The organism is Faecalibacterium sp. 9, from assembly GCF_048320955.1.
In the GTDB taxonomy this organism is placed as follows: Bacteria; Bacillota; Clostridia; order Oscillospirales; family Ruminococcaceae; genus Faecalibacterium; species Faecalibacterium wellingii.
The window spans coordinates 1,145,635-1,159,869 of the sequence record NZ_JBLWGB010000001.1; the positions used below are offsets into that span (position 1 = coordinate 1,145,635).

General features: G+C 58.2%; 8 protein-coding genes and 1 other annotated feature. Of the genes, 5 read left to right on the top strand and 3 right to left on the bottom strand.

Annotated elements, in window-relative coordinates; translation table 11 throughout:
* Positions 1-4 precede the first annotated feature (4 nt).
* Positions 5-1,264 carry a 3-isopropylmalate dehydratase large subunit gene (gene leuC, locus ACKXF9_RS05460; protein WP_418265531.1) on the bottom strand — a complete coding sequence of 420 codons (1,260 nt, stop codon included), beginning with the start codon at positions 1,262-1,264 and terminating at the stop codon, positions 5-7.
* A gap of 32 nt (positions 1,265-1,296) precedes the next feature.
* Complete coding sequence (locus ACKXF9_RS05465; protein WP_418265532.1) at positions 1,297-2,949, bottom strand: 2-isopropylmalate synthase; 1,653 nt, start codon at positions 2,947-2,949, stop codon at positions 1,297-1,299.
* 231 nt (positions 2,950-3,180) lie between these two features.
* Positions 3,181-3,446: a binding site (T-box leader), on the bottom strand.
* A 223-nt stretch (positions 3,447-3,669) separates the two neighbouring features.
* Here ACKXF9_RS05465 and ACKXF9_RS05470 point away from each other — a divergent pair.
* The 5 genes from ACKXF9_RS05470 to ACKXF9_RS05490 all read left to right on the top strand — a co-directional run bounded on the left by ACKXF9_RS05470 (position 3,670) and on the right by ACKXF9_RS05490 (position 12,996).
* Positions 3,670-6,036 (top strand): hypothetical protein, encoded by a 2,367-nt coding sequence (locus ACKXF9_RS05470; RefSeq protein ID WP_418265533.1) that lies wholly within the window; start codon positions 3,670-3,672, stop codon positions 6,034-6,036.
* Positions 6,037-6,202: 166 nt separating this feature from the next.
* A complete protein-coding gene (gene ftsH, locus ACKXF9_RS05475) occupies positions 6,203-8,041 on the top strand; it encodes an ATP-dependent zinc metalloprotease FtsH (protein ID WP_418265534.1) in 1,839 nt (612 codons plus the stop codon).
* Between the two features lie 172 nt (positions 8,042-8,213).
* Complete coding sequence (locus tag ACKXF9_RS05480) at positions 8,214-8,849, top strand: hypothetical protein (protein WP_044953740.1); 636 nt, start codon at positions 8,214-8,216, stop codon at positions 8,847-8,849.
* Between the two features lie 173 nt (positions 8,850-9,022).
* Positions 9,023-9,727 (top strand): ABC transporter ATP-binding protein, encoded by a 705-nt coding sequence (locus ACKXF9_RS05485; protein WP_005942271.1) that lies wholly within the window; start codon positions 9,023-9,025, stop codon positions 9,725-9,727.
* Complete coding sequence (locus tag ACKXF9_RS05490) at positions 9,724-12,996, top strand: FtsX-like permease family protein (protein WP_418265535.1); 3,273 nt, start codon at positions 9,724-9,726, stop codon at positions 12,994-12,996. Before ACKXF9_RS05485 ends, ACKXF9_RS05490 begins: the two co-directional genes overlap by 4 nt.
* 247 nt (positions 12,997-13,243) lie before the next feature.
* Here ACKXF9_RS05490 and ACKXF9_RS05495 read toward each other — a convergent pair whose 3' ends face one another.
* Positions 13,244-13,975, bottom strand: a complete 732-nt coding sequence (locus tag ACKXF9_RS05495; protein WP_249238077.1) for a biosynthetic peptidoglycan transglycosylase — start codon at positions 13,973-13,975, stop codon at positions 13,244-13,246.
* Positions 13,976-14,235 lie beyond the last annotated feature (260 nt).

Here is a 14,235-nt window from a genome sequence, read left to right on the forward strand (position 1 = left end):
CCGATCAGACCGTGCGGGGGTCGGTGATGTAGCCGGTCAGTGCGCTGGCGGCGGCAGTGGCGGGAGAAGCAAGGTAGACCTCGCTCTTCACATGGCCCATGCGGCCCACAAAGTTGCGGTTGGTGGTGGAAACGCAGCGCTCGCCCTCGGCCAGAATGCCCATGTAGCCGCCGAGGCACGGGCCGCAGGTGGGGGTGGACACGATGCAGCCTGCATCGATGAAGGCGGTGGTCCAGCCGCGCAGGATGCATTCCTTGTAAACGGCCATGGTGGCGGGGATGATGATGCCGCGCACGCCCTTGGCAATGTGCTTGCCCTTGAGCACGTTGTAGGCGGCTTCCATGTCCTCCAGACGGCCATTGGTGCAGCTGCCGATCACTACCTGATCGATCTTGATGTCCCTGCCCTCGCTGGCAAGGTGGGTGTTCTCGGGCAGGTGGGGGTAGCTGACGGTGGGCTCCAGCTTGTCCAGATTGATCTCAATGGTCTTTTCGTACTCGGCATCCGGGTCGGCCTCAAAGAACACCGGCTCACGCTGGCTGCGGCCCTTGAGGTAGCTGCGGGTCACATCGTCCACCGGGAAGATGCCGTTCTTGGCACCGGCCTCGATGGCCATGTTGCAGATGCACAGGCGGTCGTCCATGGTAAGACCGGCAACGCCCGGGCCGGTGAACTCCATGGATTTGTACAGTGCGCCGTCCACACCGATCATGCCGATGATGTGCAGGATGAGATCTTTGCCGGACACCCGGGGGCCGAACTTGCCCTTGAGCACGAACTTGATGGCAGAGGGAACCTTGAACCATGCCATGCCGGTGGCCATGCCGGCGGCCATGTCGGTGGAGCCGACGCCGGTGGAGAAGGCACCCAGTGCACCATAGGTGCAGGTGTGGCTGTCCGCACCGATCACGCAGTCGCCTGCGGTCACGATGCCTTTTTCCGGCAGCAGGGCGTGCTCAATGCCCATCTGGCCCACATCGTAGAAGTTGAGGATGTCGTACTTGCTGGCGAACTCGCGGCACTGCTTGGACTGGGTGGCGCTCTTGATGTCCTTGTTGGGCACAAAGTGATCCAGCACGATGGCGATGTGCTGCTTGTCGAACACGGAGTTGAAACCAGCACGCTCGAACTCGTTGATGGCAACCGGGGTGGTGATGTCGTTGCCCAGCACGATGTCCAGCTTTGCATTGATGAGCTGGCCTGCCTTGACCTCGGCAAGACCAGCATGTGCGGCAAGAATTTTCTGCGTCAGGGTCATTCCCATGATGGTACTCTCCTTTTATCGAAAAAATGCTTTTATTTATTATTGATCGCGCTCACCAGTGCCTTGATGCCGGCCACGATGATATCGGTGTCGGTGCCGGCACCCCATGTGACGGTGTTATCGCCCCAGACAAGGCCGACGTAGGAGGCAGCACGGGAGGTAGAGCCTTCGTCCAGACTGTGCTCGGAGTAGGTCTCGAGGTGGAACTCCATGCCGGTGGCACTCTGGATGGCGTTTGCCACAGCGTCCAGACGGCCATTGCCCACCGAGGTGACCACCTTGCGCTGACCGTTCAGCTCCAGCGTGACGGTGGCGGTGATGCCGCCCACCTGTGCAAAGTGGGCTTCCAAAACGTTGAGCGGCTTGCAGCGGTTGAGGAAGGCATCCTCGAAGATGTGCAGCACCTCGTTTGCGCTCAGCTCCTTGTGGCTGTGGTCGGAAACGCTCTTGACCTTGTAGCCCAGCGCCTCACGCATCTTGGGCGGCAGGTTGTAGCCGAAGTTCTGCTCCAGCACAAAGCCGATGCCGCCCTTGCCGCTCTGGCTGTTGATGCGGATGACGTCGGCGTCGTAGGTGCGGCCGATGTCGTGGGGGTCCACCGGGATGTAGGGGCAGGTCCAGCGGTGCTCGCCATGCTCCTTGCGGTAGGCCATGCCCTTTGCAATGGCGTCCTGATGGCTGCCGGAGAAGGCGGCGAACACCAGCTGACCGGCGTAGGGGGTGCGCTCGTAAATGTGCATCCGGGTCACCCGCTCGTAGGTGGCGCAGATGTCCGGCATATCAGAGAAGTCCAGCTTGGGGTCTACGCCGTGGCTGTACATGTTCATGGCCAGCGTCACCGCGTCCACGTTGCCGGTGCGCTCGCCGTTGCCAAACAGGCAGCACTCCACCCGCTGTGCACCCGCCAGCACGGCCAGCTCTGCGCAGGCTACGCCGGTGCCGCGGTCGTTGTGGGGGTGGGTGGAGATGATGACGCTGTCGCGGTATTTCAGGTGCTTGTCGCAGTACTCGATCTGGTTGGCGTAGACATGCGGCATGCTCATTTCCACGGTGACGGGCAGGTTGATGATCATGGGACGGTCCGGGGTGGGCTGCATGATGTCCAACACGGCATTGCACACATCCACGGCGTAGTCCACTTCGGTGCCGGTGAAGCTCTCGGGGCTGTACTCGAACAGGAAGTTGCCCTCGTACTCCTGACTGAGCTGCTTGACCAGCTTTGCGCCGTCGGTGGCGATCTTCTTGATCTCCTCCTTGCTCTTGTGGAACACCTGCTCGCGCTGGGCCACAGAGGTGGAATTGTAGAAGTGGATCACCGCCCGGGGAGCGCCCTTGACGGCCTCAAAGGTCTTGCGAATGATGTGGTCGCGGCACTGGGTCAGCACCTGCACGGTAACATCCTCGGGGATCATGTTCTTTTCGATCAGGGTGCGCAGGAACTCGTACTCGGTGTCGCTGGCGGCAGGGAAGCCCACCTCGATCTCCTTGAAGCCGATCTTTACCAGCATCTGGAAGAACTCCAGCTTTTCCTCAAGGCTCATGGGCACGATCAGGGCCTGATTGCCGTCGCGCAGGTCCACACTGCACCATGCGGGGGCCTTTTCAATGTGATCCTTCTTTACCCAGCTGTTATAGCCTGCGGGTACCGGGTAGTAACCCGGAGCGTACTTGGTTGCGTCCATCATAATGTGCGTCCTCCTGATGTTGTGGTGAGACGAACCCTCTCAAGTCAGCCCCTGCGGGGCTGCCAGCTCCCCCAAAGGGGGAGCTTTTCGGCTTCTGACGGGCAAGTCGGTCCTTCTTCGAAGAAAGATCTCTTCCCTTTTCTTAAAGCTCCCCCCTCGGGGGAGCTGTCGCCGTCAGGCGACTGAGAGGGTTTACATACGAAAAGGCTCTCGTCTTTCAAGGCGAAAACCTTGAGAGACGAGAGCCTGTAAATTCAAACTACAGGGCACCCGTGGTACCACTCTCTTTGCTGCGCCTTTGGGCACAGCCGCTTTGCACGATCGGCTTTTGCGGCGAATCGCTGCCCGGGTAACGGTGGGCGTCCGTCAGAGCCTACTTGCATGTTCAGCTCTGCCGCTCAGGGGCCAGTAACCGAAACCCTCTGCACCCGCCTTGCACCACCCGGCGGCTCTCTGTACGCAGAAGAAATTCGTTTTTTCCCCGTCAACGCATTTGTGCTTTTTTCAAAGTGGACTAAGTTTAGCATGATTCGCAGGCAGTGTCAAGCAGTCTGGCTCATTCTCAAAATGAAACAATTTCACAAAAGAAGGGGCAGAATTTTCCAAAATTGTGCACGGGTCGATTCGATGCATTTTACAGTCGATTCGTGCCGGAGATCGTCCGGGGGAGGGGCAAGCATGATATGATACAGACAAAGAAAGAGAGGAGGCACTCATTTTATGAAACGATGGACCCGAAAACTCCTTGCCGGTCTGCTGAGCTTTGGTATGCTGCTGCAGGCGGCAAGTCCCCTCAGTGCACTGGCGGCAGACGGCAACACACAGAGTGGTGCGTTGACCATTTGGTGGAGCAACGAACTACTTGCTACCGCGAACCCCGAAGCAGATGGTACTCTGAACTGGGAAAATGGCTATAATCCATTTGAAAGTGTTCAAATCGAGTATGATGCTACAAGCAAGACTTACAAATTCGAGGGCATGCTGACCCCACCGAAAAATGGTTATATGACCATAAAAACGGATTCCGCGGAGGACAGCATCTACATTGATGGCAGCGACCAAAAAGCTGTAAATGGCACTGTTTACATCGGGACGGAGGAATCTCCTATAAAAAATGTTACGATCACAAGCAGCAATAGTGAAGCCACTGTCAAAGAACAGGCGGTTATTAGAGCAACTGGTGATGTAAAACTTTTCAATACCGGTGGTGGACAAGTAGCGGAGCAGGCTGCGTCAGACTGTAAAGCGCGGAGTGTCAGTATCGTTGGTGGCAGCAGTACTGTTCCCACCGCTGGTGTTTTAATCTGGGTCGAGGACGCTTCTGGAAATGTAAGCATTGTTAATAATGAGGAAGATGGCCTTGTTGCAGGTGGCAGAGTACGCGTAAAAGCTGACGGCAATGTTGATATTAAAGGCGGCATTGCTAAAACCAGCCGGGAATCTACGAAATCGGACATTATCAGCGGCGGTAAAGTAACGTTTGATGCCAATGCATCCAGTGCAAACGCGTTGAAGGATATGTCCCTCATTGTAACCGCAGCCGATGCTGTAACCCTCAAGAGCCATTCGAGCAACAGCTTCCTCTCTGGTGAAAAAGCGTACATTGATGTTACCGCACCCAGTTTGACGGTTGGTAATGATGGCAGTGGCGTGATTGACGGAACTGTTAAGTTCACCCGCACTGATACCACGAGTGCTTACCGTGTGGCAGTTGGTGAAAGTGAAAGTAGCAATACGCAGACTGCGCTGACGGATACGACTTACTCTGCAACGGTGAATGCGAAGTATCTGAACATCCAGCCTGGTACCCCGGAAACCACTGACTCGGATGATAAAGTAACCAACTACGGCATCACGGTTACGATGAACCATGGTGAAGCCATTGGAGTGACCAGCAATAACTGCGGGAACATTCTCGGTGACACCTACACCAACGGCAAGCTCACCTATGACCCGGAGAGCCACACCCTGACCGGTACCGGCACCTTTGGCAAGTTGAAAATCAATATTACAGCTGCGGACAGTGTGGATGTGAAGCTGAGCAACGACGCAGGCGGCATCGTGGTAGATGGAAGTCTGACTGTTGATGGAGCGCAGAATGTGACCGTAGTCAGCAAAAACGCTGCGGATAGTGATTCGTTCGGAACTGTTGTCTGTGGTGATGTTACAATCAACTGTACCGGCAATATCCTGCTGGAAAATGAGGGCACAGGCGATGTGATTGGTGGAAGTAGCGCTTCCAGAACATTAAAGGTAGTAAAAGCACATGATGTGACGATCCGTGGCGTATGCAATGCAAACGAATCCACAAAGGCAACTTATACGATTTTTGGCAGCGCAGAAATTGATTGTACAGGAAATGCGGAGATCACATCTGACACATTTGTAGCAGTGAAAACGGATCTGACTGTTAATGGAGCACAGAATGTGACCATTTCTGGTAATCAAGACAGTGGAGCAACCATTGGCGGCGCTGCTGACATTAGCTGTTCTGGCACTGTAACGCTGGAAAACAAGGGCAGCGGCAAGGCTGTCAGAGGTGAGCTGAAATACACCCCGACTCATACACAGAAGTACGAGATCAAGACCGGTGCGGCTGCCGCAAGTGCGGAGACTTTCTACACGGGCGAAAGCGGCACAGGATACACGGGTGCTTTTAATGATCCGTACATCAGCATTGCCCCGGCAAGCAGCGGTGGCACCACCCTCGACGATACCGGTACGGTGGACTCCGGCTCTGACGCAGGCGGCGCGGTTGCAGCCGTTCTGGTGGGCGGCGCAGCAGTCTGGGGCGGCTACGAGATCGCTACCCGGGTGATCCTGCACAACATTCTGCCCGAGGGCGCAGCCATCCCCGCAAACCGCGGCCAGCTGGCACTGCTCGTCTGGAACAATGCAGGCAGGCCCGAACCCGCCGCACAGCCCGCGTTTGCGGATGTGGCCGACGCCGACATGGCAAAGGCCGCACAGTGGTGCGTGGAACAGGGCATCATGGACGCCAAGACCGCAGAAACCTTCAAGCCGGAAGGCTGGATGCCCAAGATCAAGGTCATTGAGACCTGGAACAAGGCGTTCCCTAAGCAGTAAACCCATGCTAAACCAAAGAGAGCAGCTTCGGCTGCTCTCTTTTTGTATGCAGAGGGGACCTTTGTTAACAAACTGCTAAGTTTTTGGAAAGTTGTGCTCGAATTGCTGTTGCGCCCGGTTTTACTGTGCTATACTACTTGCATCAAGAACCAAAGGAGGAAGCGTCATGAAAGAAGTCAAACCTTCCAAAAAGCCGCTGGCGATCTATTACGCCATCGTGCTGGCGGTCCTGCTGCTGCTCAACCTTGTGCTGGTGCCGTGGATGAGCGAGCGTCAGGTGGAGGAAGTGGACTACGGTACCTTTATGACCATGACCGAGGAAAAGAACATCGGCCGTGTGGATATCGAATCCAACCAGATCATTTTTACCGATAAAGAGGAAAAGCAGGTCTACAAGACCGGCCTGATGAACGACCCGGAGCTTACCCAGCGCCTGTATGATGCCGGAGCACAGTTTTCCAGCGAGATCGTGGAGCAGGGGTCGCCGATACTCAATTTCCTGATCTGGTTCCTGCTGCCCATCCTGCTGTTCAGCTTCATCGGCAACCAGATGAACAAAAAGCTGATGGAAAAGGCCGGCGGCGGCCCGGGGGCTATGATGTTCGGCGGCGTGGGCAAGTCCAACGCCAAGGTCTATGTGCAGTCCACCCACGGCATCCGCTTTGCGGATGTTGCCGGTGAGGATGAAGCTAAGGAAAACCTGCAGGAGATCGTGGATTACCTGCACGACCCCGGCAAGTACGAGAGCATTGGCGCATCCATGCCCAAGGGCATCCTGCTGGTGGGCCCTCCGGGCACCGGCAAGACCATGCTGGCCAAGGCCGTAGCAGGCGAATCCAATGTGCCCTTCTTCTCCATTTCCGGTTCTGAATTTGTGGAGATGTTCGTGGGCATGGGCGCGTCCAAGGTGCGCGACCTGTTCCGGCAGGCCAAGGAAAAGGCCCCCTGTATCGTGTTCATCGATGAGATCGATGCCATCGGCCAGAAGCGCAACAGCGGCAACCTCGGCGGCAACGACGAGCGTGAGCAGACTTTGAACCAGCTGCTCACCGAGATGGACGGCTTTGAGGGCAACACCGGCGTCATCATTCTGGCGGCCACCAACCGCCCGGATTCGCTGGACCCGGCCCTGACCCGTCCCGGACGTTTTGACCGTCGCGTGCCGGTGGAACTGCCCGACCTCAAGGGCCGCGAAGAGATTTTGAAAGTGCACGCCAAAAAGGTGGCGCTGGCCCCGGGCATCGACTTCAACACCGTGGCCCGCATGGCCTCCGGCGCCTCCGGTGCCGAGCTGGCCAACATCGTCAACGAAGCAGCCCTGCGCGCCGTGCGTGCAGGCCGCAAGAGCGTGACCCAGTCCGATCTGGAGGAGAGCATCGAGGTGGTCATTGCAGGCTACCAGAAGAAGAACTCCATCCTGACCGACAAGGAAAAGTGCATCGTGGCCTACCACGAGATCGGCCATGCACTGGTGGCGGCCAAGCAATCCAACTCTGCCCCTGTGCAGAAGATCACCATTATCCCCCGCACCTCCGGCGCACTGGGCTACACCATGCAGGTGGACGAGGGCAACCACTACCTGATGAGCAGGGAAGAGCTGGAAAACAAGATCGCCACCCTTACCGGCGGACGCGCCGCCGAGGAAGTGGTGTTCCGATCCATCACCACCGGTGCCTCCAACGATATCGAGCAGGCCACCAAGCTTGCCCGCGCCATGCTCACCCGCTACGGCATGAGCAAGGACTTTGACATGGTGGCGCTGGAGACCGTGAACAACCAGTATCTGGGCGGCGACACCTCGCTGGCCTGCTCGGCGCAGACCCAGCGCGAGATCGACCAGAAGGTGGTGGAGCTGGTCAAGGCCCAGCACGAAAAGGCCATCCGCATCCTGACCGACAACCGCGCCAAGCTGGACGAGCTGGCACAGTATCTGTACCAGAAGGAGACCATCACCGGCGAGGAGTTCATGGAGATCCTGAACCGGGAACCGGCACAGGCCCAGTGACCCCGGCGGCAGAGCTTCCCCAAAAAATTTTATAGCCCGCTGCAATAATCCCGCCGCCGCATCCGTTTATAAGACAGATGCGGCGGTTTTGTATTACACCGCATGGCAGACCATGGTTTTCCACAAAACAAAAATGTGCGGTGCAAAACCGCCGTCAACGGAGGTATTCCAAATGAAACTGAACCATAAATTTGTCCGTACCGTCACCACCACCGCTGCAGTGCTGGGTGCTGCCGCTATGCTGAGCGTGGGCGCATTTGCCGCAGAGGCAGACATCAACGACCCTGCTGCCGCAGGCTATCTGCCCCCGCAGGAGCAGATGGTGCAGGGGGATATCGCCCTGCACAGCGCCGATGTGGCGATCGGCGAAAAGGACCCCACCTACGGCGGCTACGGCGCACCGGAGGGAAACCCCATTCAGGGCAATATCATGCTGATCTCCGGCGATGAGCTGGCCGCCCCGTCCGCAGATGCAGCGGCGAAAAAGAGCGAGGCCCGTTACACCGTCAAGGGCCTGTTCGGCAGAGAAGTGCTGTACACTGCCCGCCAGAAGGACAGCGTACTGACGCTGGATGTGCCCGCCGGTTCTGCTACCTTCCGCACCACCGTGCAGGACATGCAGACCCTGCTGAACGAGGGTGTGAGCACGCTGGTGGTCCAGACTGAGAAGGGCTCCACCACCCTGAACCTGTCTCTGCTGGTGGAGGGCCAGAAGGGCACCGACCGCGTGGTGCTGCGCCGACTGGGCGAAAACACCTTCCTCACCGTGGGTCTGCGCTGCCGCCGCGATTTGATCGTGGGGCGCTGACCGCTGAGATCAAATGATGAAAGGGCTGCTGCACGCAGGGATGTGCAGCGGCCCTTTTTGCGCTTTTCTGTTAAGTTTTTGAAAATTTGCGCAGATGTCTTTGCAAAGTCTGCCGGGAGATGTTATAGTTAAATTGAAACAGTATGCATCCCCGATAGAAAGGAAAAGACGCCATGGAACACTTTGTGGAGTTTGAGGACGTTTGCAAATACTACCAGACCGGCAGTGTGAAGATCGCTGCCGCAGACCACCTGAATTTCTATGTGGATAAGGGCGAGTTCTGTATCATCGTGGGGCCCTCCGGCGCAGGCAAGACCACCCTGCTGAACATCCTTGGCGGTATGGACAGCTGCGACGAGGGCAACGTCTGGCTGGACGGCCAGAACGTGAGCCATTTTACCGCCAGAGAGCTGACGACCTACCGCCGGTACGATGTGGGCTTTGTGTTCCAGTTCTACAACCTTGTGCAGAACCTGACCGCACTGGAAAACGTGGAGCTGGCCAGCGAGATCTGCCGCGACCCGCTGGACCCCAAAGAGACCCTGCGCAGCGTGGGTCTGGGAGAGCGGCTGAACAACTTCCCGGCCCAGCTTTCCGGCGGCGAGCAGCAGCGGGTGTCCATTGCCCGCGCACTGGCCAAAAACCCCAAGCTGCTGCTCTGCGACGAGCCCACCGGTGCACTGGACTACAAGACCGGCAAGCAGGTGCTGGCCCTTTTGCAGGATACCTGCCGCCGCACTGGCCGCACGGTGATCGTTATTACCCACAACACCGCCCTGACGGCGATGGCAGACCGCATCATTCAGGTGCGCAGCGGTAAGATCGTCTCCAATCAGGTCAACGAGCACCCTGTGCCGGTGCAGGAGATTGAGTGGTGAGAGCTGTGCTGAAAAGTTATCGTAAAAACATCCTGCGGGAAATGAAGGACAATCTGAGCCGCATGGTCTCGCTGTTCGGCATCGTGGCGCTGGGCGTCATGATGCTGACCGGCCTGATGAGTTTTGCGCCCAGCATGCGCATCGCCGGGCAGAAATACTACGTGCAGCAGAACGTGTTCGACCTGCGGGTGCTGTCCACGCTGGGCCTTTCGGAGGAGGATATCACCGCCATTGCCGCCGTGGACGGCGTGGAGGCTGTGCAGCCGGTGAAATATCAGGACGTGGAGGCCCAATGGCAGGGCCAGAGCGAGACGGCGGTGGTGCGCCTGCAGCAGCTGCCCGCTGACCCCGGGGCCGACACGGCAGAAAATATGGACCGTCTGGTGCTGCTCTCGGGCCGGATGCCTGAGACCCCGGACGAGTGCGTGGTGCATGTGATGGGCTACGGCGACCCGGTGGAGCCGGGCACTGTGCTCACCCTGCCGGAGGACACCGAACATGTGAGCCGGAAGCAGTTCACGGTAGTGGGCACCGTGCAGGACCCGCAGCATTTTTCCACGGACAAGGAGAGCAGCACCGCCGGTGACGGCCAGCTGGATGATATCGTATTCCTGCCGGAAGGCAGCCTGACCATGGATTATTATACGGCGTGCTATCTCAAGGTGAAAAATGCCGGCCTGTATGATAATTACTCGGACGAGTATCAGGCGACAGTGGATGACACAGCCGCAAGGGTAAAGGCCATCAGCGGGGCACGGTGCACGGCCCGGCGGGCGGAGCTGATCGAGGACGCCAGTGCAGAGCTGGCCGACGCCCGGGCCGAGTACAACGACAAAAAAGCCGAAGCAGACCGTCAGTTTGCGGAGGCAGAGCAGCAGTTGGCCGATGCACAGGCGCAGCTGGACAGCGCCAAAGCCCAGCTGGACGCGGGCGAAGCGGAGCTTGCCGCCAGCAAAAAGGCCCTGCCGGATACCATGCAGGGCGGTGCGGACGAGCTGGTGAGCGGCGAGCAGCAGTTGCTGGAATTTGAGGATCAGCTGCAGCAGATCGAGATGCTGGTGAACCTGAAAAAGGTGGCCGACCCGCTGCTGGGCTATGCAGAAACGGCTCTGCACAACGCGCAGAAGGCGCTGGACGAGGCCGAGCCCGCCGATGAGGAATACACCGACCTGCGGGATGCCCTGCAGAAGGCGCAGGATGCTTACGACAACATCAGCGGCCAGCTGAACGGCTATCAGGCCCAGCTGGACGAGGGCAAGCGCCAGATGTATGCACAGGGGCTGATCTCTTCGCCCAGCCTTTCCAACGAGCAGTTGGTGACCGAAGCCAAAGCCGCACTGCGCCAGATGAAGGTAAAGCTTCTGCAGGGGCAGCTGCAGCTGACCACCGGCACGGCCACAGCCTACACCCAGTTCGATGCGGCGCGCACCCGGCTGGACGAGGGCTGGCAGGAATACAGGGACGGCGAGCAGCAGCTGGCCGATTCCCGTGCGGAGTACGAGAGCCGGAAGGCCGAAGCCGAACAGCAGCTGGCCGACGGCCTTGCCCAGCTGAACGACGCCGAGGAGCAGGTGAGCCAGATCAAGAGCGGCGAGTGGTATGTGCTGGACCGCGGCTCCACCATGAGCTTTGTCACCTTTGAGCAGTATGCCGACCGCATGGACGCCATTGCACGGGTGTTCCCGGTGTTCTTCTTCCTGGTGGCGGCACTGGTGGCCACTACTACCATGACCCGCATGGTGGACGAGAACCGTCTGCAGCTGGGCACCCTGAAAGCGCTGGGCTACTCCAACGCAAAGATCGCAGGCAAGTACCTGTTCTATGCCCTCAGCGCCAGTGTGCTGGGCAGCATCGTGGGCATGGTCATCGGCTTTGTGGTGTTCCCGCTCATCATCTGGTACGCCTACCAGATGATCTTCAGCATGTCCACCTTCACGCTGCACTTTTACCCCGGCATGGCGGCAGCCAGCGTGGCCATCAGTGCGGCCGTCATCGGTTTTGCCACATGGAGCGCCTGCCGCGCCAGCCTGAAGGAAAAGACCGCAGCCCTGCTGCTGCCCCGGGCACCTGTGGCGGGCAAGCGCATCTTTTTGGAGTACATCACCCCGCTGTGGCAGCACATGAGCTTCTCCCAAAAGACCACTGCCCGCAACCTGTTCCGCTACAAAAAGCGCTTTTTCATGACCGTGCTGGGCGTGGCGGGCTGCACAGCACTGCTGCTCATCGGCTTTGGCATTCAGGATTCCATCCTGCCCATCGTGGACAAGCAGTCTGAGCAGCTGACCCACAACGATATGACCATCGTCCTCAGCGACGAAAAGGCGCTGACCATGGAGCAGGGCCTTGCCAGCACGCTGGACAGCAGCAGTGCGGTCCGCAGCTGGGGCGCGTTCTACACAAAGTCCACCACCCTTTATAATGAAGAGGGCGGGAGCGCCGACGTCAGCATCGTGGGCGCGGAGGACGATGCCCGGATGACCGAATACTTCACCTTCCGCACCCGGGTGGGCCACGACCCCATTCCCTTTGAAGAGGACAGCGTGATCCTGACCGAAAAAACGGCCCTGAATCTGGGGCTGAGCGTGGGCGATACGTTCTACGTGGAGGCTGCAGACGGGAGCCGTGTGCCGCTGACCCTGACCGGCATTGCCGAGAACTACATGTTCACCCGGCTGTATCTGTCTGGTGCACAGCTGGAGAGCCTGCTGGGCGGCACACCGGAGTGGAATACCGTGTACGGCCTGACCGGCTGTGCCACCGAGGCAGAGTACAACGCCCTGCGCACAAAGCTGCTGGGCTGCAACTACGTCAGCAGCGTCAGCTTCACCGAGGACACCACCTCCATGTTCGGCAGCCTGATCGGCAGCCTGAACTACGTGGTGGTGCTGGTCATCGTGTGCGCGGCGGCGCTGGCGGCGGTGGTGCTGTACAACCTGATCAGCGTCAACCTTGCCGAGCGCAAAAAGGAGCTTGCCACCATCAAGGTGCTGGGCTTCTATGACAAAGAAGTGTACCGCTACATCTTCCGCGAGATCGAGCTTTTGTCTCTCATCGGCTCCGGCGTGGGCCTGCTGCTGGGCGTGCCGCTGCACCGGTTCATCATCCTGACCGTGGAAATGGATCAGCTGATGTTCATTCGCACCATTGCACCCCGCAGCTATCTGCTGGCAGTGGCGCTGACCATGCTGTTCACCGTTGTGGTCTGCTTTGCCATGCGGCGGCATGTGCGCCATATCAGCATGGTGGAAAGCATGAAGGCACCGGAGTAATTGTTCACTCCTGCAGCGCGGCAAAGAACCGGTAAATTCATAAAAACTTCATATAAACAACATGTTTTCGCTGAAATTATCTGGTATCCTGATATCACCGGACAGGCAGAGCCGCAACTGCCTGAATGGGTAACATGATTCCTCCTTTACAAGCCAAATACCGCAAAAAATACCGCGCCCCGTCTGTTCCGCAGCAGACAGGGCGCGGCGTTTTGTTATGGACGAAAAGTACAGCGCGGGCTGCTGCTCAGACCGTCAGCCCTGCAGCCTCTTCCGCGATGGCATCTGCCTGCATCTGGGTGAGCACCCGGCACTTGACCATCCGCTTGAGCACGGTCTGGGTGCGCTTGAGGGCCAGCTCCGGGCTGCTGGCGTAGAGCGAGGGCGCGTTGGGCAGGCCCGCCAGAAACACGGCTTCGGCATCGGTCAGTTGGGCGGGTTCCTTGCCAAAGTATCCCTCGGCGGCCTGCGTGATGCCGTAGCAGCCGTTTCCAAAATAGATGGTGTTGGCGTACATCTCAAAGATCTGCTGCTTGGAGTAGGCCTTTTCCAGATCGAACGCGGCCAGCATTTCGGCGGCCTTGCGGGCCAGATGCTTGTCCTGCGTGAACAGCTCGTTCTTGGCCAGCTGCTGGGTCAGGGTGCTGCCGCCCTCGGCCAGAGAGTGGGTACGCAGGTCGGCCAGCAGAGCGCGGGCAATGGCCCCCGGGTCGATGCCCTTGTGGGTCATAAAGTGCTCGTCCTCGGTGCAGATGACCGCATTGATGTAGGTCTGCGGCAGCGCATCGTAGGAAGTATAGCTCCCGCGGGCACGGATGGTGTCGTACATGGAAGCCACCGGGTAACTGCTGGCGGCACTGCGGTACAGCTGCCTGCCCTGATAAAAGAACCAGCCGCCCGCCAGCAGTCCGCCGAGCAGCAGAATGCACAGGAAGGTGAGCAGACTCTGTGTTACAAAACGAAAGAAACGATGAAGCATCGAAAAACTCCTTTGATGATAAAAAAGAACGCTACCATAATAAACGATTTGCCGGACTTTTGCAAGAACGGTTCCAGTATAGCAGCAAATTTTTAAGGTTTTATCAAGGAATGGAAAAAGTTCTCCGAAGGAACGGAAAAGTATGACTCCTGTTGCAACTGCACAAGGCCCTGCCGCAAATGCGGGCTGCGCATCGTGCAGAAAACTCAATTTGCAAAAAACTGAAATTAACCCATTGACAAACTAGGTAAGAAGGAATA

What these genes read in the sequence shown, in the direction of transcription:
- ACKXF9_RS05485 (WP_005942271.1), top strand. Translation starts at nt 9,023, where the DNA reads ATGGAACACTTTGTGGAGTTTGAGGACGTTTGCAAATACTACCAGACC.
- ACKXF9_RS05465 (WP_418265532.1), bottom strand. Translation starts at nt 2,949, where the DNA reads ATGATGGACGCAACCAAGTACGCTCCGGGTTACTACCCGGTACCCGCA.
- ACKXF9_RS05495 (WP_249238077.1), bottom strand. Translation starts at nt 13,975, where the DNA reads ATGCTTCATCGTTTCTTTCGTTTTGTAACACAGAGTCTGCTCACCTTC.
- leuC (WP_418265531.1), bottom strand. Translation starts at nt 1,264, where the DNA reads ATGGGAATGACCCTGACGCAGAAAATTCTTGCCGCACATGCTGGTCTT.
- ftsH (WP_418265534.1), top strand. Translation starts at nt 6,203, where the DNA reads ATGAAAGAAGTCAAACCTTCCAAAAAGCCGCTGGCGATCTATTACGCC.
- ACKXF9_RS05480 (WP_044953740.1), top strand. Translation starts at nt 8,214, where the DNA reads ATGAAACTGAACCATAAATTTGTCCGTACCGTCACCACCACCGCTGCA.
- ACKXF9_RS05470 (WP_418265533.1), top strand. Translation starts at nt 3,670, where the DNA reads ATGAAACGATGGACCCGAAAACTCCTTGCCGGTCTGCTGAGCTTTGGT.